This window comes from Ectobacillus polymachus, assembly GCF_048159605.1.
GTDB lineage: Bacteria > Bacillota > Bacilli > Bacillales > Bacillaceae_G > Ectobacillus > Ectobacillus polymachus.
Genome location: NZ_JBLREB010000004.1, coordinates 186209 through 210215, shown reverse-complemented (window position 1 = coordinate 210215; position 24007 = coordinate 186209). Strand labels below are relative to the sequence as shown.

22 protein-coding genes, 1 pseudogene and 1 riboswitch are annotated in these 24007 nt (G+C 37.0%); of the genes and pseudogenes, 8 read left to right on the top strand and 15 right to left on the bottom strand.

Annotated features, from left to right (window positions below; genetic code table 11):
- Nucleotides 1–111 precede the first annotated feature (111 nt).
- The gene (locus tag ACM5BR_RS16115) at nucleotides 112–1092 is read left to right on the top strand and encodes a metal-dependent hydrolase (protein WP_416829041.1); all 981 of its coding nucleotides are present in this window, start codon (nucleotides 112–114) and stop codon (nucleotides 1090–1092) included.
- Between the two features lie 10 nt (nucleotides 1093–1102).
- On the opposite strand, the gene ACM5BR_RS16110 is transcribed toward ACM5BR_RS16115, so the two are convergent.
- Entirely contained in the window at nucleotides 1103–1369 is a 267-nt protein-coding gene (locus ACM5BR_RS16110; protein WP_416829040.1) for a YfhJ family protein, read from the bottom strand.
- Between the two features lie 117 nt (nucleotides 1370–1486).
- On the opposite strand from ACM5BR_RS16110, the gene sspK reads away from it, so the two are divergent.
- Nucleotides 1487–1636, top strand: coding sequence for a small acid-soluble spore protein K (gene sspK / locus ACM5BR_RS16105; protein ID WP_416829039.1), 150 nt, complete (start codon nucleotides 1487–1489; stop codon nucleotides 1634–1636).
- Nucleotides 1637–1652: 16 nt separating this feature from the next.
- Nucleotides 1653–1805, top strand: coding sequence for a YpzG family protein (locus ACM5BR_RS16100; protein ID WP_416829038.1), 153 nt, complete (start codon nucleotides 1653–1655; stop codon nucleotides 1803–1805).
- A gap of 21 nt (nucleotides 1806–1826) precedes the next feature.
- Here the strand turns inward: ACM5BR_RS16100 and ACM5BR_RS16095 are convergent, their stop codons facing one another.
- Nucleotides 1827–2150: a YfhH family protein gene (locus ACM5BR_RS16095; protein WP_416829037.1), complete on the bottom strand. Its 324-nt coding sequence runs from the start codon at nucleotides 2148–2150 to the stop codon at nucleotides 1827–1829.
- A gap of 83 nt (nucleotides 2151–2233) precedes the next feature.
- The gene (recX, locus tag ACM5BR_RS16090; protein ID WP_416829036.1) at nucleotides 2234–3037 is read right to left on the bottom strand and encodes a recombination regulator RecX; all 804 of its coding nucleotides are present in this window, start codon (nucleotides 3035–3037) and stop codon (nucleotides 2234–2236) included.
- Nucleotides 3038–3140: 103 nt separating this feature from the next.
- On the opposite strand from recX, the gene ACM5BR_RS16085 reads away from it, so the two are divergent.
- The 4 genes from ACM5BR_RS16085 to ACM5BR_RS16070 all read left to right on the top strand — a co-directional run bounded on the left by ACM5BR_RS16085 (nucleotide 3141) and on the right by ACM5BR_RS16070 (nucleotide 6149).
- Entirely contained in the window at nucleotides 3141–4031 is an 891-nt protein-coding gene (locus tag ACM5BR_RS16085; RefSeq protein WP_416829069.1) for a TIGR01777 family oxidoreductase, read from the top strand.
- A 14-nt stretch (nucleotides 4032–4045) separates the two neighbouring features.
- Nucleotides 4046–5167, top strand: a complete 1122-nt coding sequence (locus ACM5BR_RS16080) for an amidohydrolase (RefSeq protein ID WP_416829035.1) — start codon at nucleotides 4046–4048, stop codon at nucleotides 5165–5167.
- Nucleotides 5168–5407: 240 nt separating this feature from the next.
- Complete coding sequence (locus tag ACM5BR_RS16075; protein WP_416829034.1) at nucleotides 5408–5962, top strand: GNAT family N-acetyltransferase; 555 nt, start codon at nucleotides 5408–5410, stop codon at nucleotides 5960–5962.
- Nucleotides 5963–6026: 64 nt separating this feature from the next.
- Nucleotides 6027–6149, top strand: a complete 123-nt coding sequence (locus ACM5BR_RS16070; protein ID WP_416829033.1) for a YfhE family protein — start codon at nucleotides 6027–6029, stop codon at nucleotides 6147–6149.
- 316 nt (nucleotides 6150–6465) lie between these two features.
- On the opposite strand, the gene ACM5BR_RS16065 is transcribed toward ACM5BR_RS16070, so the two are convergent.
- The 4 genes from ACM5BR_RS16065 to ACM5BR_RS16050 form a co-directional block, all read right to left on the bottom strand.
- Nucleotides 6466–7599: a diglucosyl diacylglycerol synthase gene (locus tag ACM5BR_RS16065; protein ID WP_416829032.1), complete on the bottom strand. Its 1134-nt coding sequence runs from the start codon at nucleotides 7597–7599 to the stop codon at nucleotides 6466–6468.
- Between the two features lie 376 nt (nucleotides 7600–7975).
- On the bottom strand, nucleotides 7976–8713 hold the full coding sequence (gene pflA / locus ACM5BR_RS16060) for a pyruvate formate-lyase-activating protein (RefSeq protein WP_416829031.1): 738 nt from the start codon (nucleotides 8711–8713) through the stop codon (nucleotides 7976–7978).
- An 18-nt stretch (nucleotides 8714–8731) separates the two neighbouring features.
- Complete coding sequence (gene pflB / locus ACM5BR_RS16055) at nucleotides 8732–10972, bottom strand: formate C-acetyltransferase (RefSeq protein WP_416829067.1); 2241 nt, start codon at nucleotides 10970–10972, stop codon at nucleotides 8732–8734.
- 195 nt (nucleotides 10973–11167) lie between these two features.
- A complete protein-coding gene (locus ACM5BR_RS16050; RefSeq protein WP_416829030.1) occupies nucleotides 11168–12181 on the bottom strand; it encodes an N-acetylmuramoyl-L-alanine amidase in 1014 nt (337 codons plus the stop codon).
- A gap of 255 nt (nucleotides 12182–12436) precedes the next feature.
- Between ACM5BR_RS16050 and pyk the strand changes: the two are divergent.
- Nucleotides 12437–13852, top strand: a pseudogene (gene pyk, locus ACM5BR_RS16045) (pyruvate kinase); the annotation flags it as partial.
- Between the two features lie 139 nt (nucleotides 13853–13991).
- Here pyk and ACM5BR_RS16040 read toward each other — a convergent pair.
- The 8 genes from ACM5BR_RS16040 to ACM5BR_RS16005 all read right to left on the bottom strand — a co-directional run bounded on the left by ACM5BR_RS16040 (nucleotide 13992) and on the right by ACM5BR_RS16005 (nucleotide 23305).
- The gene (locus tag ACM5BR_RS16040) at nucleotides 13992–14738 is read right to left on the bottom strand and encodes an ABC transporter ATP-binding protein (protein ID WP_416829029.1); all 747 of its coding nucleotides are present in this window, start codon (nucleotides 14736–14738) and stop codon (nucleotides 13992–13994) included.
- Entirely contained in the window at nucleotides 14735–15691 is a 957-nt protein-coding gene (locus ACM5BR_RS16035) for an ABC transporter substrate-binding protein (RefSeq protein WP_416829066.1), read from the bottom strand. Before ACM5BR_RS16035 ends, ACM5BR_RS16040 begins: the two co-directional genes overlap by 4 nt.
- Before the next feature lie 38 nt (nucleotides 15692–15729).
- Nucleotides 15730–16527: an ABC transporter permease gene (locus ACM5BR_RS16030; RefSeq protein WP_416829028.1), complete on the bottom strand. Its 798-nt coding sequence runs from the start codon at nucleotides 16525–16527 to the stop codon at nucleotides 15730–15732.
- Nucleotides 16475–16795, bottom strand: coding sequence for an MTH1187 family thiamine-binding protein (locus tag ACM5BR_RS16025; RefSeq protein WP_416829027.1), 321 nt, complete (start codon nucleotides 16793–16795; stop codon nucleotides 16475–16477). The genes ACM5BR_RS16030 and ACM5BR_RS16025 overlap by 53 nt, the downstream gene beginning before the upstream one ends.
- An 80-nt stretch (nucleotides 16796–16875) precedes the next feature.
- A riboswitch (TPP riboswitch) is annotated at nucleotides 16876–16976 on the bottom strand.
- Between the two features lie 196 nt (nucleotides 16977–17172).
- The gene (locus ACM5BR_RS16020; protein WP_416829026.1) at nucleotides 17173–18924 is read right to left on the bottom strand and encodes a PAS domain S-box protein; all 1752 of its coding nucleotides are present in this window, start codon (nucleotides 18922–18924) and stop codon (nucleotides 17173–17175) included.
- Nucleotides 18925–19284: 360 nt separating this feature from the next.
- A complete protein-coding gene (locus tag ACM5BR_RS16015) occupies nucleotides 19285–20850 on the bottom strand; it encodes a succinate CoA transferase (RefSeq protein WP_416829065.1) in 1566 nt (521 codons plus the stop codon).
- A gap of 80 nt (nucleotides 20851–20930) precedes the next feature.
- Complete coding sequence (locus ACM5BR_RS16010) at nucleotides 20931–21575, bottom strand: LytTR family DNA-binding domain-containing protein (protein WP_416829024.1); 645 nt, start codon at nucleotides 21573–21575, stop codon at nucleotides 20931–20933.
- A 212-nt stretch (nucleotides 21576–21787) separates the two neighbouring features.
- A complete protein-coding gene (locus ACM5BR_RS16005; RefSeq protein ID WP_416829022.1) occupies nucleotides 21788–23305 on the bottom strand; it encodes an acetyl-CoA hydrolase/transferase family protein in 1518 nt (505 codons plus the stop codon).
- Nucleotides 23306–24007 lie beyond the last annotated feature (702 nt).

Sequence of the window (24007 nt, the reverse complement as noted above, 5' to 3'; positions counted from 1 at the left end):
ACTATTATAATAAAAGTAGATACATCTTTACTGTATGAAAAATATAGCAATATTCTGTTTTAAGAAAAGATGCACAGATACAGAAAAAATGGATTCATTGGAGGTTATTTTGTGGATACAGCCACTCATCTAGCAATGGGAATTACGCTTGGCGGACTCGCCACGATTGATCCAGTTATTGGGCAGAACAGTTTAGGGCCGCAAGCAATTATGCTTGCAACAATTGTCGGTTCAAATATTCCCGATATTGATACCATTTTGAAATTACGAAATAACGCTAAGTACATTCGTAATCATCGTGGTATTACCCATTCGATTCCAGCAATTTTTCTTTGGACTTTTTTAATCGGTATATTTGTCCATTTGAATTTTCCTGATACTTCCTTATCTCATCTTTTTATTTGGTCATTTATCGCTGTATTTCTTCATGTTTTTGTTGATATATTTAATGCTTACGGTACACAAGCTCTACGTCCATTTACACGGAATTGGTTAGCTCTTGGTGTGATTAATACATTTGATGCGATTATTTTCTTTATTCATGTAATTGCAATCTTACTCATTTTCGCTGGTACAGATAAAGGAATGACGGCATTATCTGCCTATATTATCATGGCTGTCTATTATATTGTTCGAATTACGATGAGAACACATATTGAAAACATCGTGAGAAAACGATTTGATCATGTAGAAAAGGTTATTATCTCTCCGACATTGCGGTTTTATCATTATCACCTTGCCATCGTAACAGAGAAATATTATTATGTAGCACATATTCATCGTGGCAATATCTTGCTTTTTGACAAATTCGAACGCGTTCCGCTTCCTGATAATGCCATTATGCAAGCAGCACGAAAGGATGCAAATATTTCGGCATTTCTTTCCTTTTCTCCCGTTTATCGCTGGGATATATTTGAGTTTACGAATTGCTATGAAGTCCGATTTATTGACTTACGATATCGGAGTAAAGACTACTATCCGTTTGTTGCAATCGTACAGCTCGATAAGCAATTAAACATAATGAGCTCGTATACTGGATGGATTTTCAGTGAAGCAAAATTACGAAAAAAACTCGATATTATAGTGGATTGAAGTAAGACTACTAATGCTTCGGATAATCAGCTTGATTTAGTAGATGCTTATACTTAGGGTTGTTCGACATAATCAGATGAAGGTGTTCACCGTGATTCTCTATCCATGTCTTGACAACCCTTTCTGTCATTTCTGCTCCATTGTATATACCAGCTCGTGCATAACTAGCTTCGAAATCCCCCCACAATAGTTCAACCCATGAGCGCCCTTGTGCATATGACAATTTTTTATTCTTTTCTAAAAGCAAAGCCGTCAGTTTTTCGATAATATCATTCATATCTTTTTACTCCTTTAGTAAAGTTTGTTACTCACTTACTTACATATTTCTTCGCTACTGTGCACATTCTATAGTTGATACATCGTTGTATCAATTCTACTTAAGGAGGTCCTTTCCTTGGGTAAAGGTAAAGAAGCCTATTCTGAAAAGAGAAATAATAGTAAAATGGATGGTCATGCAAGAGCAGAGGCTCGTTATGCTTCTAAAAGAGCTGATGGTACTATTGCTATGCATCCACAAGAACGCATGCGTGCTGCAAAAGACTAGTGAGGTGACTTATTCAATGAGCTATCGTAATGGATTAGATCCACGCTCTGAACTGTTTCGTCACAATTGGACGCGGCCAAAACGGGCTAAATGCCAAGTAAATGGGGAAACACAAGAAACACAAGCTTTAATTGTTTTGGCAAAAGAAACGAGAAAACGCCGATTCTAGAGGATTGAAAAACCAGAGAAATTATTTCTCTGGTTTTTTTAATAAAGAAATCGGAAGTGCTTGTTCTTCTTGATCCTTTTTACCATCTCGATAACCCCAAGCAAATACACCTTTAAAATACGTAATCGTAAAATGAACGCCTGGTTCGTCTGTAATTTCATATACGCCGCCTACATTAAATTCATTCGGATCCATCGTGTACGCCTTAGCCATCGCCATCTTACGCATTATCACTTCGTATTCGTTTATCATCCCCATCTGCTGGGCTTTAACTGCTTGTTCTTTCAGCTTACCCATTTCTTCCTGCAATTCGTAAATTGAACATTCGCTATATCGTTTTTCCATTTGTTTGTTCCTCCGTACAATCATGTTTATTAAAAGCCTCTTCCATTCTAAGCGATATCCATATTGTACTATACAATGAACGGTTATTCCTCCGAAAGCTCTTGAATGACACGTTCAATTGTTTCTAACTGAAAGCCCTTTCGATATAGGCTTTGTTTCATTTTCATTTTATAAGTATCCCTATCTTTTTTGTACTTATCATGGAGCTTGCTGCCTTGTTTAAGAGCTGCTGTCCATTCTTCATCAGCATCTTGATCCTCTTGCTCTTCCATTGCAATTGCAATAATGGAAGATGGATAGCCTTTACGCATTAGCATTTCTTCAAGTTTTTTCTTCAACTGAAATGCAGATAGGTTTTTTAATGTTTTCCGTTTTTTTTCGCAAAGCTGAATCGCATTTGTAATTTGCTTATCTTCCGTGTATTCATGTAAACTTGAAATAACTACATCTTGCGGAATACCTTTCCCCATTAATTCACGGCGAATAATAATTGGCCCCTTACTTCCAACATTATATTGCGTTCGAACATAGGCAATGGCATATTCTTGATCATTCACATATCCTGCTTGTATAAGCTTATGTATCGCTTCCTGTATTACTGCTACGCCGTAGTCTTTTTTGCTCAAATGCTCTTCTATCTCCTGCTTTGTTCGCATTTGATAGGACAAGAAGACAATTGCTTTTAAATAACATTGGCGTACTTCCTCATCATAAAGAATATCAGCGAGCTCTAGCTCATCTATTTCCATTCCCTTTCGAAGACCATGCTTTGCAAGTGTGCTCTCGTCCACGCTAAACCCGTATTCCTCACCGTAGCCTTTATCTATGTAAATGTTGTATCGTTCCTTCGAAGCCTTTTGAACTTGCATTTTTGTAATGACAGCCATTTTATTCACCTCTTTATTGGAATACTAATTCGCCTACAAAATATTGTAGCACATGTATCCCATTTTCGAGTTTTTAACATATATATAGTAGGGAGTGGTAGTTATTAACATCATTATTACTGGAGGTACAGGTTTCATCGGAAAAGCCATTTGCTCTCTATTGGCAAGCAAGGGACATACAGTATACATCCTAACAAGAAGTAGTAGAGCATCTACGCAATCTAATATATACTATATGAAATGGCAAGCAACTGACGAAGAACTTCCTATTTCTTCTATTGATGCTGTTATTAATTTAGCTGGAGAACCTATTAATAGCGGGCGCTGGACAAAAACGAAGAAAGCACAAATTGTAAGCAGTCGCGTGAATACAACCGATGGATTGTTAAGACAGCTTGCAAAACTAAAAAAACGACCGCGTGTATTTATAAACGCAAGTGCCATCGGGTATTATGGTACATCTTTAACTGAAACATTTACCGAAAATAGCCGTTCAGGCAACGACTTTCTTGCAACAACTGTCCAAAGCTGGGAAGCAAAAGCAAGCTATGCAAAAAATCTAGGAATACGGACTGTTTTTACTCGATTTGGAATCGTCCTTGGTAACGGAGGGGCATTGCCAAATATGACCTTACCTTACCGTCTCTTCATTGGTGGAACGATTGGGTCCGGAAAACAATGGGTTTCATGGATTCATATTCAAGATGCTGCCCGTATGATTGCATTCGTATTGGAAAATGAACACATTGAAGGTCCTATTAACGTAACCTCACCTACACCAATTACCATGAAGGAGTTTGGACAAATAATCAGTAAAGTAATGAAACGACCCTATTGGATTCCGGTTCCATCTTTCATACTAAAGTGTGTTCTCGGCGAAATGAGCACACTTGTTTTAGAAGGACAGCAAGCAATTCCAGAAAAAGCATGTAAGCATGGGTTTACATTTTCTTATCCTCATCTTGAGGAAGCATTATCAATAATTTTAAGGTAGCTAAGGGGTTTATGATGAAAATATTATTTCAAAACGCGACCATTTATCCAATTACAGCACAAACATTACTTGGAGATCTTCTAGTAGAAGATGGAAAAATCAGTTCCATACAAGCAAACATTACACCTAGTAGTGACATGCAAATTATTGATGCACATGGCTTGTATTTATTTCCAGGCTTTATAGATGTTCATACTCATCTTGGCTTGTATGATGAAGGAACCGGCTGGGCTGGAAATGATGCAAACGACACAATTGAAGCTTTGACTCCTCATATTCGTTCAATTGACGGTATTTATCCGCTTGATATTGCATTTCAAGATGCAATTAAGAGTGGAATTACAGCTGTGCACGTAATGCCGGGAAGTCAAAACGTAATTGGTGGAACAACCTGTGTTATGAAAACTGCCGGCAAAAACATTTCAAATATGATCTTACAAGAGCCTGCTGGTTTAAAAATTGCACTAGGGGAAAACCCAAAACGTGTGCATAGCAATGGCAGTGATGCATCTATTACGAGAATGGGAATCATGGGGATGCTTCGTGAATCATTTTATGAGGCCCAGCAATACGGCCGTGCAACTGATTTTCGAATGAAGCCTATTTTACAAGCGCTAAATCGTGAAATACCGGTTCGAATTCATGCACACCGAGCAGACGACATTCTTACTGCCATTCGATTAGCAGATGAGTTCAAACTAGATTTACGTATTGAACATTGTACCGAAGGACATCTGATTGCAGATGAGCTTGCTGGACGTAACTTACAGGTAAGCGTTGGTCCTACGTTCACAAGAAAATCAAAGGTTGAATTAAAAAATAAATCATGGAGCACCTACGCTAAGCTTGATGAGGTTGGTGTTGAGATATCAATTACGACGGATCATCCGTATACACCTATTCAGTACTTAAATTTATGTGCAGCGATAGCAGTTCGTGAAGGTCTATCAGAAGAAACTGCCTTGCGGGCAATAACTATTAATCCTGCTAGAAATGTTAACCTCGATCACCGTATTGGAAGCTTAGAAGTAGGCAAGGATGCAGATATAGTTCTTTGGTCACATCATCCTTTTCATTACTTGGCGAAGCCATATTTAACCATGATAAATGGTCAAATTATCCACACAAAAAATTAAAACAAATATGTTTATTTTTTAAACAATATGAAGTATTATACAAATAGAAAAATGAATATAAACCATAATCAATTTGTTTAAATTGATGAATGGGGAAGGCAAATGGTGCGCCACCAGTTAGGTAGACTGGTTCTAGTGGGTTCGATTCCCACCCCGAAATTTTTTTTCAAGCTACATTAAAAAATTTCGAGGGTGGGTTTGTTATGAAAGCATTCTCCCCTCGTTAAAGGAGGATATAGAATGTTAAAAAAACGCGACCTACACGACTGCTCTGCTCTTTATGATTTGATGGTACATCCAAATGTCTTCCCATTTGTTCGTCATAAAGTATCTTCCTACGAGGAGTTTCTGTTTGTAACGAAGCAAATGATTGAAGCCGAAGAATGTGGTGAACTAATTTCAAGAACGATCTTAGACGAATGGGGAAATCCAATCGGTACCATTACATTATATGATATTGTAGAAGGTGCTGGGTTTCTAGGAACATGGATTGGTCAGCCTTTTCACGGAAAAGGCTATAACAAATTAGCTAAGGATTCTTTTTTCCATGAGGTTTTTTATGAGCTGGGTATGGAAACGATTTTTATGAGAATTCGCAAGGTAAATACTCGTTCGTTAAAAGCTGCGCTAAAACTACCCTATGTAACGTTTGCCAATGAAACGAGAAAATCGATTTATGAGCAAATTAATGGAGATGGAGATACGTACGATTTGTACGAAATATCTAAGGATCAATACACGCTTCACACATTACGTGAAGGAGTAGTACTAGATACAATTTTAAAAGAGGCATAATCGTATAAGAAATCATCCTATTGGAAACGATACATAATGATTCCAATAGTAGGGGTGATTCTAAATGGATAAGAAAAAACGTGAAAAAATGAGAAATAAGCTATCTGCAACGCAAGAGGTTTTGTATCAACGAGAGTTCAAACGTGCTGACCGAGTTGCTGGATTCAAGCCAAATGGAATTTATTAAAGCTGGGAACGATACCTTTTTCTTACAAGTGCGCTAAAAAAGATGCACAGGATACATTTCCTTGCATCTTTTTCTATTTTTTTCTACACGCTTTTTTTCCACATTATTATTAATTGTGAATAACTAACCGTAAATTACTCAAATCTCTTCAAACAAATTGTAAAGTACTCCTGTTTTATGTGGATATTTTTGTAATTACTGTGGGTAATGTGGATATTTATGTTAATAACCGGATAATGTAAGCATGTTTCAAAATAATTATTGTGGATAACTAAACAAGAAAAAAGCATCTCACCTAAAATGGGAGATGCCAAGGTTATCTTACCGGTTCAAGTACTGCTTCTTGTTGCTGATGCTTCTCTAATACAGCCGAAACCACTTGTCTTGCAGCATTCGGCTTATGAATTCTTCTTAATGCCCCTCGCATTTGTTCTAATTTATGATCATCCTGTAGCAATTGATTGGTTTTCAGAAACACATCATCGCCTTCACGAATAACCACTGCTCCACCTATTTGTTCAAAATACACCGCATTTTCCGTTTCTTGTCCTGGTACTGGGTGATAAAGTACAACTGGCACTTGTAAGGAAGCGACTTCACTAAGCGTGATACCGCCTGGCTTTGTAATGATACATGTGGAAATACGGAATAATTCATCTATTTGCTCAACATATCCGAAAACATTAATAGAGTCTCCATGTAATTCTCGAATTTCCTTCTGCAGCTCTTCATTTTTTCCACAAATAACAACCACTTGCAAGTTAGCGACACTCATAAATAGCTCACACAGTTCCTTGACATTCCCTAGTACACCATGCGCTCCAGCTAAAATGAGCAACGTTTTCTTTGAAGGATCTAAACCATATTTTTCATAATGATCTTCCGAATAGATCCGACTTTCAAAGTTTTGGCGAATCGGTATTCCCGTAACAGTGATTTGTTCACGAGAAATTCCTATATTCGCAATCAACTCCTTCACATATTCAGTTGCTACAAAATATTGATTCACATAGGTATGTACCCAAATTTTATGAAGGCAGAAATCAGTTATTACATTATAAACAGGAATTTCTAATCCCATCTTCTTTTTAAATTCTGGAACAGCTATGATTGGAAAAGTATTAATGATAATATCTGGCTTTTCCATATGTAAAATTGAAGCAAGCCGTTTTTTTCCAAAATTCGAATACCACTTTGCGAATTTTTTATTGTAAATCTTTTCTACTCCGTAATAAAACAATCGGTATAGCTGTTTACCAATTGTATAACTTTTTAAATATAAATATTTTGTTATATCGGTAAGAACAGGATGTGATTCTGAAAACAAATCACGTACAATAACCTGTTGTACTCCACTTTGATGAAACGCAAGTTTTAGTGTTTTCGCTACCTGCGCATGACCGTTTCCATAGTGCGCAGTTAAAATTAACACTTTGGGGTTATTGATCAAACAAATTCACTCCTAGCTTATCCTGCTTGTAATACTGCGATGACCTTACAAACAACTTACTATATTTTTCATATGAGTTTCCTGGTGCTCTAGGTGGCTGGTCATAACCTTCCTAGACGATCATAACTGTACCAATACCCCTACTCCGCATTTATTCTCATTTATTATACGTTTCCAAACACGCTTTCGCAATGTTGAAGTAATGTATGGCACAGAGTCATGATTACCATTACGTTTTACAAATTATTAATATATATTAAATATTCCTTTACAAATAAAGAATTCCTTGTTTAGTATACTCCATTCTCCTTCTCTTCTCCATAATAAAAGAAAGGTAAGCCAGCCTGTATGCAGGAATGCTCGTAAAAAGAAAAACCTAATTCATAGGAATTAGGTTTTCTGTTAAGATTTGTCTTGCCCATGCAGCACGTTCTTCTGTAGGTGGTTCTATGCCTTCAAGCGGATACGTTAAGCCCAGCTCTTTCCATTTATATACACCAAGCTTATGATACGGAAGAACCTCGACTTTCTTTATATTTCGAAGCGTTCCTAGGAACAATGAAAGCTTGCGAAGATCCTCTTCTTTATCTGTAATCGTTGGAACAAGAACATGTCTAATCCAAATAGGCTTTCTTTTCTCTGACAAATAACGAGCAAAGGATAAAATATGTTCATTGGGTTTACCCGTGAGCTTACGATGAACATGTGAATCAATGTGTTTAATGTCCAATAGTAATAAATCGGTATAATTCATTAGTTCCCCGAGCTTCTCTTGAAATAGCATCTCCTCACTATAGCATCCACCTGAAGTATCGATAGCTGTATGGATACCGAGTTCCTTACATTGTTTAAATAATTCGATTAAGAAATCAAGCTGTAGAAGGGGCTCCCCGCCGCTAACGGTTACACCGCCTCCCTTAAGAAATGGAAGATAACATTTCACATCCTCCATAATTTCTTCAACAGATACTTCTTTCCCGCCTCCAATATTCCACGTATCCGCATTATGGCAATATTGACACCGCAGTAAACAGCCCTGTAAGAAAATCACATAGCGAATGCCTGGCCCATCAACAGTACCGCATGATTCGATAGAATGAATGCGCCCTTTCATTCATAAGCGCCCCTTTCGTTACATAGATTCATGCATTGTACGATGAATCACTTCTATTTGCTGCTCACGTGTTAATTTAATGAAGTTAACCGCATAACCAGATACACGTATCGTTAACTGTGGATATTTTTCTGGATGATCCATTGCATCAAGAAGTGTTTCTCTATTAAATACATTGACGTTTAAATGATGACCTTCCTTACTAGCATAGCCATCTAACATCGTTACCAGATTTTCCACTTGTGTATGTTCTTCTTTTCCAAGTGCCTTTGGAATAATGGAAAACGTATTGGATATTCCATCTAACGCGTAATGATACGGAAGTTTAGCAACAGAAAGCAAGGATGCTAGCGCTCCTTTCGTATCGCGGCCATGCATTGGATTCGCACCTGGTGCAAACGCCTCACCCATGCGGCGACCATCTGGTGTATTTCCTGTTTTCTTACCATATACAACATTAGAAGTAATCGTTAAAATCGACATCGTATGAGTAGAGTCACGATACGTCTTATGTTTACGAAGCTTCTTCATAAAGCGTTCTACTATATCAATGGCAATGCTGTCGACACGATCATCGTTATTTCCGTATTTCGGAAAATCTCCTTCAATAGCAAAATCTACGGCAATACCGTTTTCGTCCCGAATTGGTTTTACAGTAGCATATTTAATCGCACTAAGTGAGTCCGCAACAACGGACAAACCTGCAATTCCTGTTGCCATCGTACGAATGATTTCAGTGTCATGTAATGCCATTTCAATGCGTTCATAGCTATATTTATCATGCATGTAATGAATAATATTTAACGTATTTATATATAAGCCAGCCAACCAATCCATCATTGTATCAAACTTCTTCATTACCTCTTCATATTGCAGGGTATCGGCTGTAATTGCTTGATATTCTGGTCCAACTTGTACTTTTAATCTTTCATCTTTACCGCCATTAATAGCGTATAACAATGCTTTTGCTAAATTTGCCCGTGCACCAAAAAACTGCATTTGCTTTCCAATTCTCATAGCAGAAACGCAGCAGGCAATTCCGTAATCATCACCATATTCAACACGCATCAAATCATCATTTTCATATTGAATGGCTGACGTCTGGATAGACATTTTTGCACAATAGCTTTTAAATGCTTGCGGCAATTTCGTAGACCAAAGTACCGTTAAATTTGGTTCCGGTGCAGGCCCTAAATTCGTTAATGTATGAAGAAAACGGAATGAGTTTTTCGTAACAAGTGCTCTTCCATCAAGTGCAACCCCGCCTATTGACTCTGATACCCAGGTTGGATCACCGGAAAACAGTTCATTATAATCAGGTGTTCTCGCAAATTTAACAAGACGAAGCTTCATGACAAAATGGTCAACTAGTTCTTGTGCTTCTTCTTCTGTCAATGTTCCATTTTGTAAATCACGCTCGATATAAATATCTAAGAACGTTGACGTACGTCCTAAGCTCATCGCCGCTCCGTTTTGTTCTTTAATAGCAGCTAAATATGCAAAGTAGAGCCACTGGAATGCCTCACGAGCAGTTGTAGCAGGTTTTGCAATATCGAATCCGTACGAAGCTGCCATCTTCTTTAATTCAGATAATGCCCGAATTTGCTCGGCAATTTCCTCGCGAAGGCGAATTACTTCCTCACTCATTATGTTCGATGTACTTTGAAAGTCACGCTTTTTCTCCTCAATCAAGCGATCTACACCATATAGCGCAACGCGGCGATAATCACCGATAATACGCCCCCGTCCATACGCATCAGGTAGACCAGTAATTATAGCTGATTTTCGGGCAGCCTTCATTTCATCTGTATATGCGTCAAATACACCTTGGTTATGCGTCTTTCGCCAATCTCGGAAAATTTGACTTATGTCTTCTCTCACCTTAAAGCCATAGGACTCACATGCTTGTTCTGCCATCCGAATACCGCCAAATGGCTGTAGTGAGCGTTTAAATGGCTCATCTGTTTGAAAACCAACTATAGCTTCTAATTCTTTATTTAAATATCCAGGATTATGAGAGATAATCGTTGATACAATCTCAGTATCCATATTTAAAACGCCTTCATTTTGTCGTTCTAATTGAGTAAGTTCCATCACTTGTGCCCACAATGCCTTTGTCGCATTGGTAGCATCTTTCAAGAATGATTCATCGCTATCATAACAGCTTATATTTTGCAGAATAAAATCTCGTACATTAATTTCTCGTTTCCAAGTTGCACCTTTAAAGCTTTGCCAAGCGTCTATGATCTTTTCTACCATTTGAGTCATCTTTAATCTCCTCCATTCCATTCATAAGGGATAAGACTTTAATATAGCAGATCTCATTACTAGCATACTATTTGATAGGAAGTAATGACGTAAGTAGATGTGAAACCTTTGCGAATCATTTCACAAACAAATGTATCTCTTATGTAAACCTAGAAAGATGCACCAAAAAAGGTGCACCTTTCTAGGTTAATTTGGCCGAAAACGAACATATTTTTGATTAGCACATATCCATTCATTTCCACCGACGTTATACCAGCCGTTTTCTTCATAATAAACCCGGTACGTTTCTCCTTTATGCACAACTTTCACTATGCTACTATCTATACTTGGACCTGAGCGAACGTTTAATGCATCGACAAGAATGATTGCATTGCCAGAGGTAATCTGCTGAGGTGAAGAAGTTTGTTCATTTGGCGCAAACTTAACATATTCCTGCTTTCCACTAATCCACTCATTCCCACCTACGTTGTACCAGCCATTTTGTTCACAGTATACGATATATACTTCTCCCTTATGCACAACTTTCAAAACAGAGCCATTTAAGCTCGGTTCTGAACGAACATTTAGTGAATCAACAATAATAGTGGCAATTCCTATTCCAATTGGTGATGGCTGAGGTGCTGGACTACCTTCTCCAGTTGAAGCAGCATATTCATTCACTACATCTTGCACGAAATTAGAAAAAGTGCGCCCTGTATAGCGCAAGGCAGTCGAGGGATCTTCTCTACGGGTTGGATCAAGCTCTTCATGCCCTACAATACTAGTAGCAGGATCCAGTCCAAAACGGTAGCAAATATAAGCAATTACCCAAACGTAACGTTTATATGCCTCCTCGTTATTAATTGAACCATCATCTGAAAAGCAAAGCTCAACTCCAATAGCTGCATCGTTTGCATCCACACCAAAGCGTTCATTATCCCCTGTTACATTATAGCGAACGTGCCACGCTTTTTCGGCTAGACCCGTCAAGGCAGGGATACATTCTATAATTTGTTTATCATCTACAAAAATATGAGCAGAAGCACTTATTTCATTACGAGAACTTTCATAATAGCTTACATTTTGTGCAGCAGTTGAATTCAGATTTCCTGTATCGTGTGCAACAATAAAGACAACTTTTTGCATCGGAATTTCAGGTCTTCGCAGGCTCGGTGCCGTTAAATAAAGCGGAGTAACATTATATTTCATTACAAAATTCATTTCTTCTCCTCCTTACCCTTTTCGCTATTTTTTTCTTCATATTAGATATAAATCGATTATTTTTAAAATTGGGAAGTACGAAACAATCCGAATCAGATTGCCTCGTAGTAGCAGTATATACAACCGCTATTAAATCGCTTAGTCCATAATAGAAAATGTATGCAGGATTGATTTTTACTATCTATTAAGGTGGGATAATTTATTGAAATTCGTTCCAAACTAACAGCATGACCTTATAAGATAGGAATGATGATCATGCGTAAAACAAAGATTGTATGTACGATTGGACCGGCTAGCAGCAGTTTAGAAATATTAAAAGAACTAATGCAGGCGGGAATGAACGTGGCTCGTCTAAATTTTTCCCATGGTAACTATGAGGAACATCAAGCACGAATTGAAATGATTCGACTCGCTTCCTTACAAACTGGAACAGCAGTTTCTATTTTATTAGATATTAAAGGACCGAAAATTCGAACACATGAGTTTGAAGGAGGACAAGCCGAGCTCAATGACGGTGCGACAGTCATGGTCTCAATGAAGAAGGTGCTTGGTACTAGTGAGTGCTTCTCCATTACCTACGAGGGACTGTATGATGATGTAAAGGTGGGCACTCATCTTCTTCTTGACGATGGCTTGTTAGAATTAGAAGTAACGGAGAAAGAGAACGGTGAGCTAAAGACTAAGGTCATCCACGGCGGCATCTTGAAAGATCACAAAGGAATTAACGTTCCAAACGTAAACATTCGTCTTCCTGGTGTTACCGAAAAAGATATACAAGATATTAAATTTGGAATTTCCCAGCATGTAGATTATATTGCTGCTTCGTATATTCGAAATGCATCGGATGTTCTTACCATTAAACATATTCTACATGAACATCACGCATCGCATATTCGTGTCATTCCAAAAATAGAAAATAAACAAGGAATCACGAATATCGATTCCATTCTAGATATTGCAGATGGATTGATGGTTGCAAGAGGAGATATGGGTATTGAAATGCCCGCAGAAGAAGTTCCACTTATTCAAAAAATGCTAATACACAAGTGTAACGCTGTCGGCAAACCTGTTATAGTCGCTACGCAAATGCTAGATTCAATGCAAAAACAACCAAGACCAACACGAGCAGAAGCATCGGATGTAGCGAACGCCGTACTCGACGGTAGCGATGCCATTATGCTCTCTGGTGAAACGGCAGCCGGGCTATATCCTGTTCAATCCGTTCAGACCATGCATAGAATTGCCTCTTCTATCGAGAAGTCACTTAATTATGAGGAGCTACAACGACATCGTATGCAATATCCTTATTCATCACTTATTACAGAAGCTATCGGACAATCTGTCTCACATACCTCCCTCTCGCTACCTATAACGGCCATTCTTGCACCCACGAGAAGTGGATATACGGCTAGAATGATTTCAAAATATCGTCCGAAGGCTCCTATTATCGCTATTACCTCAGATGAAACCGTATATCGGCAGCTTTCACTTGTCTGGGGCGTTACTGCATTCCTAACAAAGCAAGTAACAACAACCGATGAAATGATACAGCATGCAGTAGAAACAGCCAAAACAGCATCTCTCGTCTCGCCGAATGACACGATTATCATTACAGCTGGAGTTCCTGTTCAAAAAGTAGGGACAACAAATTTGATGAAAATACAAACCGTATGATTCTTTGATGGACAAGAAGTGAAAATCTTTCTATCTCTTATTAGAGGTAATCACATATGTCTTCTATATAACAAAACCCACAAAATCGTATAACGGACTTTGTGGGTTTTTGAATATACTTACTGGAATCTTTATTCTATCCTGCCATAAAAGGTGACAAGATACGCAAAATACGATCTTTATCTTCCTTCAACACATTTGATGTAATCATTTCCATCGTACGCGGACGCGGAAGGCGAACGCGTACTTCATCAATAATCATTGAAGGTTTTTGAGATAGAATAAAAATACGATCAGACAAAAGCACTGCTTCTTCTAAGTCATGCGTCACCATGACAATCGTTTGCTTTCCTTTTTGCCAGGATTGCAGCAGCCAGCGATGTACATCCATTTTTGTAAAAGCATCTAGCTTACCAAATGGCTCATCAAGCAGCATAATCGGCTTTTTACATAAATACGTCCTTAAAAAACTAATGCGCTGCCGCATTCCGCCTGACAAAGCCTCTGGATAATGATTGGCGTATTCAGCAAGTCCAAACTGCTCAAGGACCTTCATTCCTTCAACCATTCGTCTCTTTTTTTCTACTTTGTTAATTTCTAAAGGAAGTACAATATTTTGCAATATCGTTCGCCATGGAAGCAGCAAATCTTGCTGCGGCATATAGCTGATCAGATCTTGACTTTCAATGGACTGATCGCCAAACAATACGTCCCCATCGCTACCTTCAAGTCCGGCAATAATATTCAGCAAGGTGCTTTTTCCACAGCCGCTCGGACCCACAAAGGAGACAAACTCTCCTTCATTAACCTGGGCCTGAATGTCTTGTAAGACTGGCATTCCTTGAAACGATTTCGTTATGCCTGTTAGTTGTAATCCACTCATTTTGCTTTCGGAAGAAATTCGTTTGTAAATGCAGCATTTACATCAATTTTCTTGTTAATGACCTTATTGTCATATAGAAAATTCATATAATTCGTCCAAACGCTTTCCTTCTGTACCCCCCACTGTGCACTATCATCTTGATATTTCGTACTAACCCATTTTTGACTTTCTTTAACAAGGTCCTTGTTAATATCCGGCACATTTTGAATTAAAATATCAGCGGCTTCTGAAGGATTTTTAATTGCGAAATCATAACCTTGGGCAGTTGCGGCCATAAATTTCGTAACAAGATCTTTATTTTCCTTCGTATTCTTTTCACTCGTTATAATAACAGGACTATAGTAATCCAATGCTGGGTTCAAATCCTTTACCATAATGGTGTTCAAATCAACACCTGTACGTTTTGCTTCAATGCCATCCCAGCCGTAATAAATCCATTCGAAATCTGCATCATGTCCAATTGACTTTAGAAAATCCGTTTGACCCAATACAATTTTATTAACTTTATTAAAATCAGCGTTATCTTGCTTCATAATACTTGCAATCGCTGCTTCTTCAGCAGGAGAGCCCCAACCGCCATAGCGTTTTCCTTCAAAGTCCTTCGGAGATGTAATATTATCTTTCTTTAAGGATGCAAAGGCAGAAGTGTTATGCTGCATAATCGTTGCAATCGAAACCACTGGTACATCTTCTGCACGTGCGGAAGTAACATTTTCTTGATAGCTAATACCAAAGTCAGCCTTACCAGAAGCAATCATTTGTTCAACTGTAACGTTATCTCCTGGTTGAATAATATTTACATCTAACCCTTGATTTTTATAATATTCCTTTGTTTTAGCTACATAGAGTCCAGTATGATTTGTATTAGGAAACCAATCTAGTACAACCGTAACCTTCTTCAAATCCTTTGCAGTCTGTTTCGTTGGAGCAGATTGACATCCAACAATTGACAATAAAAATACAGTAATAATCGTTAATAAGATACCTTTTTTCACTTGTTGTCTTCCTTTCTATATATCCAAGGTGCAGCAATCCTTGCGAGTAATTCTACGGCAAAATAAAGTAATAATGTAATGCCGACAATAACAGCTGCAATACCAAACACACGTGAGGTTAAGAATGACTTCGTTGCACGGGTAAGCATAACACCAAGGCCTTCACTCGCACCAAGCCATTCTCCAATAATAGCCCCCATCACACTATATGTGACGGCGATTTTTAAACCAGAGAAAAAATACGGTAGCACTGCTGGAAACTTAATTTTTTCGTAAATTTGCCATGTCGAAGCTCGCATCGTCTTCATCAAATTAAGCATAGCTTGATCAACAGTTTGAAATCCTTCAAGTATGCTTAATGTAATTGGAAAGAAGCAAATTAATACAACGACAAGAACCTTGGGCAGCATCCCATACCCAAACCAAATAATAAACAAGGGTGCAATCGCTACAATCGGAACCGTTTGCGAAATAACTAATAATGGGTTTATAAGCACGCGAAATAGCGGTACCATATCCATCACAACTGCAAGCAACGTACCAAAACAAACAGCAATGACAAGACCTATTAAAACCTCATCTAGCGTTACAAGCGTATTCACAAAAAGAAGTTCTTTCATCCCGACCAGCTCTTGGACAATGGACGAAGGCTTCGGCAGAATCCACGTTTCAATATGAAAAATTGATACAATAGCCTCCCATAGGATGAGCAAGAAAAGAAGCCAAAGTATCGTAATAATACTATTTGATTTCTTTCGCTTCATAGTTTTCACGATACTTTGCAATTTTTTCATCAATTGTTACACCCGTACTTGGACGATAATGGATTTTTATAGATGTAATTGTCTCAACTGCCCCAGCATCAATACAAGCTTGTTGTGCGTTCTTAATAATCTCCAGCAATTCATCAAGATCCCCTTCAAGCGTTGTTTCCATCGCCCCTACTTCATATCGAACCCCAGACTTCTCTACCACTTCAATTGCTTTATCAACAAGCGCATACAAATTGCCTGTTTTCGCCTGTGGAACGACAGAAAATGAAATTGTAACTTGTTTAGACATACAAACACCCTCCTAAAAGATGAAAAGGCTTTCCTGCCAATGCAGAAAGCCTATTTTTACAGATTCATAGAATGTTACTACGATTCTCTGATACACTTTCCTACGCTGGCATTACCCAGATCAGGTCTACGGTCGATGTGATTTCACATCCTCTCAGCCGTTACGGCTCCCTGTATCTATTCATCTATTATTCATATTGTAACACGGTGTTACCCAAAAAACCAATTCATGAAATTTCATATATAGGCTTTTACCACTTTAGAACAGTTTATATGCTAGTAAAAAGTCAACAAAAAAGCCACTTATCACTTTAAAGAAGAAAGAAAACATTTCTCCTCATAAAGCTATAATTGGCCTAATTCCCCTAAACAGAATCATTATTTATCACTTATGATTTCCCTTCCAATTGGAAGGGAAATCGTAAAGCACGTGCCTATATCCTTTTCACTTTGCACTTCAATCTTCCCTTGATGATTCTCAATAATTTGGTATGTAACCATGAGACCGAGCCCAGTTCCTTTTTCCTTTGTTGAATAAAAAGGGCGGCCTAATTGATCTAGTTTTTCTTTCGGGATTCCTTTTCCTTGGTCGCATATGCGTATGGTGGCGTATTCTTGTTGTTTTTTTACGTTTGTAGAGATTATTCCGCCTTTATCCATTGCTTCAATTGCATTTTTAATTAAATTAATAAAAACCTGCTTTAGTTGACTGCTATTGCAGTATACAAAAATAGTTTCTTCCGCTTCACTTACAATTTGAACACCTTTCAATACCGCTTGCGCTTCTAAAAGAGTCGTCACTTCATGAATAATTTGATTAATGGAACATACAGTAAAGGTAGAAGCTTGCGGTTTTGCGACCATTAGTAGCTCGCTTAATATCGTTTCAATACGATTAAATTCAGAGTCCATAATTTCATAGTATACTTCCTTATGACTGTTATTCACTCTCATAAGTTGTAGAAATCCTTTTAAAGATGTGAGTGGATTACGAATTTCATGAGCGATTCCTGCGGCGAGCTGCCCAACAGCAGATAATTTCTCTGATTGCCTTAGCATATCTTCCGTTCGTTTTCGTTCACTTACATCGCGAAATGTAATGACCGTTCCAACGATTTTTCCTTGTTCACAAATCGGAGTAGCTGTATACTCTACCGGAAAGGTGCTACCATCTTTTCTCCAAAAAGTATCCTCTACCACCTGAATCTCGTAATTGCAACTTGCTAACGGATAGCCCGTTTGATTGATACCAGAATGAAGAGAGTAAGTACGAAATTCTTCCTTCACGAAGCCCGTCATTCGCTGTGCTGATTGATTCCAGAATATTATATTTCCTTTCAAATCAATCCCATATATTCCTTCTGCCACAGAGTTTAGGATTAATTCGTTTAAATCATTTAGCCGAGCAATTTCCGTTTTCGAAAATTTCGCCTCCGAAATATCCTTTGCAATGCCATAAATACCGATGATTTCTTGATTTGCAATAACAGGATTTAGTAACAAATCCACATCAAGCATTTTATTATCTTTGTTCTGAATCCTAACTTCTACGTTAAGTCTTTCCCCTAAAGATGCCTTTTCCACAGATTGAATGGCTTCCTCATCATGACAAATCATAAAGAAGGAATTCATAATCATTTCATCAGATGAATATCCAGTTAATTCAACGAACTTTTGATTTACTGCGAGTATCGTTCCCTCTAAGCTCATTAAAAAAACAATATCAGGATGATAATCAAAAAGCGAGTTATGATAGTAAAGTGTTTCTTGAATCAACTTTTTGTTCATTGTGATGTCTTGAAATTGTATAACGTAGTAGTCTTGGACTTCGTAGGCTTTTATTTTAAACCAACAATGTAGAGGTGGATAATATTCTTCAAACTCAAAATACGTTTGATGAACAAAAGCATTTCTATACTTTAAAAATATACGTTTTGCATCCTTATTTATCTTTAAAATATTTTTCCCTATTATCTCCTCCTTCTTGACCTGCAGAAGACGTTCTGCCTCCCTATTCATAAACGATAAATTCCCTTTATTATTAAGGCAGAACACTCCATCCCTCAGCATGTCTAAAATACTTTGTTGAATAATTACGTTATTATCGGAATTCATCCTATTAATAAACAAATAGAATTCTCCTTTCACAAAGTATTTATGCGTTACTCCATATTCTGTATTTCAACTTTTATTCTATCAAATATATTCCAAGTTTGATAACTACATTTTTGTAAATAAATGTATGGTTGAGTATGAAATAACTTATCTATCCATTACTAAAAACTATAAAGAAATTTTGCAATCAATAAAGGATTATACCCTATCTTTGTAGTAATAGTAATATAATGGAAATTTATTAATTAATATTCGTTACAGATTCCCATCCACCTTCCTCTAATAGAAATAACTTGTTTTCTAAAGAGAAAGAGTGATAGATAAAGAAGCTACACTTGTATTGCGTGTAGCTTCTTAGAACTCTATTTCATTTTTTTACGCTTTAACTTTACTTTCTTTTTCTTCAAGCATAGTGCCGTTCTTTGCAAAATTTGTATGCCAAGAAAATGCTTTTTCTAACACATGTGGTGTATGACCACCACGGAGCATTGCTTCATTGAAGTATTCTAGTAGTTGCGACCGGTACATTGGATGTGCACAGTTTTCGATAATAACGTGTGCACGTTGTTTAGGAGTTAATCCACGGAGATCAGCAACACCTTGTTCTGTTATTAACACGTCTACGTCATGCTCAATATGATCAATATGAGATGCGAATGGAACAACACTCGAAATTTTACCATGTTTCGCTATCGATTTTGTTACAAACATTGTAAGGCGGCCACTACGTGTAAAATCTCCAGATCCCCCGATACCATTCATCATATTCGTACCCATAACATGAGTAGAATTTACATTTCCATAAATATCAAACTCAAGGGCAGTATTAATTGTTATTAATCCAAGTCGACGTGCAACCTCGGGATTATTTGAAATTTCTTGAGGACGCAAAACAATTTTATCTCTATAATTTTCTAAATGATTGAATACATGATCCATTTTAGCTTGCGATAATGTAAAGGCCCCGCCAGATGCAAAACGAATTTTTCCAGCATCAATACAATCAATAACTGCATCTTGCAATACTTCAGAATATAGAGTTAAATCTTCAAACTCTGAATCTAGGAATCCATAGAATACTGCATTCGCAACAGAACCTACACCTGATTGAAGAGGCGGTAATGGAAGTGGTAATTTTCCGACTTTTACCTCTTTACGTAAGAAGTTAATTAAATGATTTGCAATCATCTTCGTTTCTTCGTCGGGATCCACTAATGTTTTAGCTGTATCTTGTTGTTCCGTTATTACAATTCCTTTAATCTTTTCAGGATCTACTTTGATATATGGATTACCAATTCTTTGGTCTACTGCAGTTATTGGAATTGGCGTACGTCCTTCGTGTGGACCAGGATTGTATACATCATGAAATCCTTCTAAATCAATAGACTGAGCCGTATTTAATTCAACAATTACTTCCTTTGCCATTTCTACGTAAATACTACTATTTCCACCTGAAGTTGTTGGTACAATATAGCCTTCTTCTGTGATAGAAAGCGCTTCCACCACAGCGATGTCAACAGAGATTATTTGGTTACGCAGCATGTCTGCTGTATCAGATAAGTGAGTGTCCAAATACTCAACATTTCCATTATTGATTTCCTTACGCATCGTTTTATCAGATTGGAAGGGAAGACGAAGACCTACAATACCAGCTTCTGCTAATACTTTGTCAATTGCCGGTCCAACAGAAGCACCTGTATAAACATTAATTTTAAAGGGTTCACCCGAATTTTTTGCTCGTTCAGCTAGGGCAACTGGGACTACTTTAGGATCGCCTGATGACGTAAATCCACTAAATCCAATACTCATTCCGTTCTTAATCCAGCTTGCAGCTTCTTGTGCGCTAACAACACGATCAAGTAAACGTGGGTTTCTTATACGATTTTTATATTCCACTTTTATCCCTCTCTCCCATTTTTCATATATTGTAACCGATAACATAATAATAAAAAGAAAATATGGATACAATTAGTAAAAACGAGGATAAAGAACGTTTTTTACGTTCAAAACAGTGAGAATATTTAAAATCCGAGTATTTTCCGAAAATAACTAGAATAAGTTTGACTCACAGGAATTTTAATACCATTTTTCATGACTAATATAAACGTAGAATGAATATCTGGAAATATTTCCTTAATAAAGTTCACATTAACGATAAAGGATCGATGACATCGTATAAATATATCCTTCGGTAAGAAATATTCAAACTCCTGTAAGGAATATTTATGTGTTCCTACATATTCCTCTGAGTATACAAATGTTCTTCTATCCTTCGCTTCTACATAGATTACCTTTTGAAGCGATACGGGAACATATCTATCATTTAATTTTACAGTTACAAATGATTTTCCATTTATTAAGGCAGGATAAATAGATGTGACACATCCTACAAGGTCGCCTTCATAAAAAAACGGAACAGCCCGGCCCTGATAAGGCACACCGAATATATCACGGCTAACAAATTCAGCCACCTTCTGTTTCGTCATTATTGCTTTATAGGTAATCGTTCCTTTCTTTACAAGGTCACCCGGTTTGATTTTTAAATCAATACGATTGCTTGGTCGGTAATAAACATATTCTTTTGTATTCGATACAGCTAATGATGTTTCGTCTGAAAGCAACTCACTCATAACACCTAATAAAGATTCCACTGTAAAACCTTTCATCGTCCACACCCTTTACTTTCAGATTTTTGTAAGTATATTTAATTTTACAATTTTTTTCGCATATTTTCCATTACCGCTAATTGGAAGTACATAAAAAAAGACTACATGCAGAGGTGCTGCATGTAGTCTTTTTTAATATAATCGGGAATGCTTCGATGATCCCGTATCAACGAGCAGGATAACACCTACTGATGAAGGGAAAGTTCACCTTATTACGCTTCAATATTTTCCGTTGTTTCTTGAAGCATTGTACCATTTTTAGCAAAGTTAGCATGCCAAGATAACGCTTTTTCAATTACGTGTGGAGTTTGTCCACCTCTTGTAAGAGCTTCATAATAATATTCTCTTAATTGTGGGCGATACATTGGATGCGCACAGTTTTCAATAATAAGTTCAACTCGTTCTCTAGGTGCTAATCCCCGTAAATCTGCGTATCCTTGTTCTGTTACAATGACATCTACATCATGTTCCGTATGGTCTACGTGAGAAACAAATGGAACGATACTAGAGATTTTTCCATCCTTAGCAATGGATTTCGTTACGAAAATTCCAAGACGAGCGTTACGAGCAAAGTCTCCTGATCCGCCAATACCATTCATCATCTTCGTTCCCAAAACATGAGTGGAATTTACATTTCCGTAAATATCCAATTCCAAAGCAGTGTTAATAGAAATTAAACCGAGTCGTCGAATAATTTCCGGATGGTTTGAAATTTCTTGTGGTCGAATCATAACTTTGTCACGATAGTTTTCAAAATTAGAATATACTTGGTTCATTTTTTCTTCAGATAATGTGATAGAACAGCAAGAAGCATAACGAACCTTGCCAGCATCAATTAAGTTAAACACAGCGTCTTGCAATACTTCAGAGTATACTTCTAGGTCTGTGAATTCAGATTCTAAAAATCCATCTAGTACAGCATTCGCAACACTACCGATACCAGATTGAAGCGGCGCAAGATTTTTTGACAAACGACCTTCTTTAATTTCATTACGTAAAAATGCCATTAAATGATTTGCCATAGTTTGTGTTTCTTCATCTGGTTGAACAATAGTAGAAGGAGAATCTGGATGATTTGAAAAGACGATTCCCTTAATTTTATTAATATCTACCGGAATACCCTTAGAACCAATACGATCATCTATTTTAGAAAGTGGAATTGGTCCACGTTGTCCTTGAGGCCCTGGAGAATATAAATCATGCACACCTTCTAATAAAGGAGTTTGTGCTAAGTTAATTTCAACGATAATGTTTTTTGCATTTTGTGCAAATACCATTGAGTTTCCAGCAGAAGTAGTTGGAATAATCATTCCATCCTCTGTAATGGAAACCGCTTCCAAAATAGCAAAGTCAATTTTGTCCAATACATTTTGTCTTATTAATTCTGCAGTATGAGAAAGATGTTGATCGACAAAATAAAGCTCACCCTGGTTAATTTTTTTACGCATTGTAGGGTCTACTTGGAATGGTAGACGTTTGTTTATAATACCAGCTTCAGCAAACATTTTATCTATATCACAGCCTAAAGATGCACCTGTATATACATTCACTTTGAATGAATCTGTTTCAGCTCGTTTCACTAATGCGAAAGGAACTACTTTTGCATCTCCAGCTCTTGTAAAACCACTTAATCCTAAAGTCATGCCGTCTTGAATCCAAGATGCCGCTTCTTCCGGTGTAACTACGCGGTCATGTAAGCTTTTGTTATGAATACGCTCCTTAATATCCATTTATAAAATCCCTCTCTCTCCCATTTTTTCATTTATTCTAACCGAATATATGAAAAGTAAGAATATTCGGATAAAATCATTATAATTGTTTATATTTTTTAAAAATTTAATATATTTAAAATTACTAGTTCACTTATTGAAAAATATGTGTTATAGTACAGTCATGGGTGCAAAAATGCTTATTTAAAACAGGAAAATAATTTCTATAATTCAATCTTTCCAAAGTAAGTACAACAAACCTCTATATGTCGCGATAATACTTACATGAATAGCAAACCAACTTCTTGTGGGAACTGAAAAAATACTTTGATAAACACCAATTGATTGTTATCATTCTTTTCTTCTGTTCTATTACAACTTGCCTTTTCTGTACTAATACATTATAACAATTATTTACTTTGTATCATAATATATTGTATACATTTATGCTCTTTTTTGAAAGGTGCACCATGTATGAATATGTTGTTCTACTACATTTACTTCACAATAATCTAGATGGAAAATCATAGCGCTTTCAAAAAACAAAATGAGTTTATAATACTCCGGAAGCATGTACCAAAAAACAAATCAAGTTTAAATATTCTTTCATTTCAATAGTGCTAATAGTAGTTTACAACTTTTTTCGATTATTGTCTATGTAAGTCTTGCATTATTTATCCATTTTTTTACTATTTTGTAATTTTTCAATGTCGAAGCAATGTA

Excerpts from the sequence above, each read along its gene's own strand:
- ACM5BR_RS16110 (WP_416829040.1), bottom strand. The coding sequence starts at position 1,369 with ATGAATGATATTATCGAAAAACTGACGGCTTTGCTTTTAGAAAAGAAT.
- ACM5BR_RS16100 (WP_416829038.1), top strand. The coding sequence starts at position 1,653 with ATGAGCTATCGTAATGGATTAGATCCACGCTCTGAACTGTTTCGTCAC.
- ACM5BR_RS16095 (WP_416829037.1), bottom strand. The coding sequence starts at position 2,150 with ATGGAAAAACGATATAGCGAATGTTCAATTTACGAATTGCAGGAAGAA.
- recX (WP_416829036.1), bottom strand. The coding sequence starts at position 3,037 with ATGGCTGTCATTACAAAAATGCAAGTTCAAAAGGCTTCGAAGGAACGA.
- ACM5BR_RS16080 (WP_416829035.1), top strand. The coding sequence starts at position 4,046 with ATGAAAATATTATTTCAAAACGCGACCATTTATCCAATTACAGCACAA.
- ACM5BR_RS16075 (WP_416829034.1), top strand. The coding sequence starts at position 5,408 with ATGTTAAAAAAACGCGACCTACACGACTGCTCTGCTCTTTATGATTTG.
- ACM5BR_RS16070 (WP_416829033.1), top strand. The coding sequence starts at position 6,027 with ATGGATAAGAAAAAACGTGAAAAAATGAGAAATAAGCTATCTGCAACG.
- pflA (WP_416829031.1), bottom strand. The coding sequence starts at position 8,713 with ATGAAAGGGCGCATTCATTCTATCGAATCATGCGGTACTGTTGATGGG.
- pflB (WP_416829067.1), bottom strand. The coding sequence starts at position 10,972 with ATGGTAGAAAAGATCATAGACGCTTGGCAAAGCTTTAAAGGTGCAACT.
- ACM5BR_RS16050 (WP_416829030.1), bottom strand. The coding sequence starts at position 12,181 with ATGAATTTTGTAATGAAATATAATGTTACTCCGCTTTATTTAACGGCA.
- ACM5BR_RS16040 (WP_416829029.1), bottom strand. The coding sequence starts at position 14,738 with ATGAGTGGATTACAACTAACAGGCATAACGAAATCGTTTCAAGGAATG.
- ACM5BR_RS16030 (WP_416829028.1), bottom strand. The coding sequence starts at position 16,527 with ATGAAAAAATTGCAAAGTATCGTGAAAACTATGAAGCGAAAGAAATCA.
- ACM5BR_RS16025 (WP_416829027.1), bottom strand. The coding sequence starts at position 16,795 with ATGTCTAAACAAGTTACAATTTCATTTTCTGTCGTTCCACAGGCGAAA.
- ACM5BR_RS16015 (WP_416829065.1), bottom strand. The coding sequence starts at position 20,850 with ATGTTATCGGTTACAATATATGAAAAATGGGAGAGAGGGATAAAAGTG.
- ACM5BR_RS16010 (WP_416829024.1), bottom strand. The coding sequence starts at position 21,575 with ATGAAAGGTTTTACAGTGGAATCTTTATTAGGTGTTATGAGTGAGTTG.
- ACM5BR_RS16005 (WP_416829022.1), bottom strand. The coding sequence starts at position 23,305 with ATGGATATTAAGGAGCGTATTCATAACAAAAGCTTACATGACCGCGTA.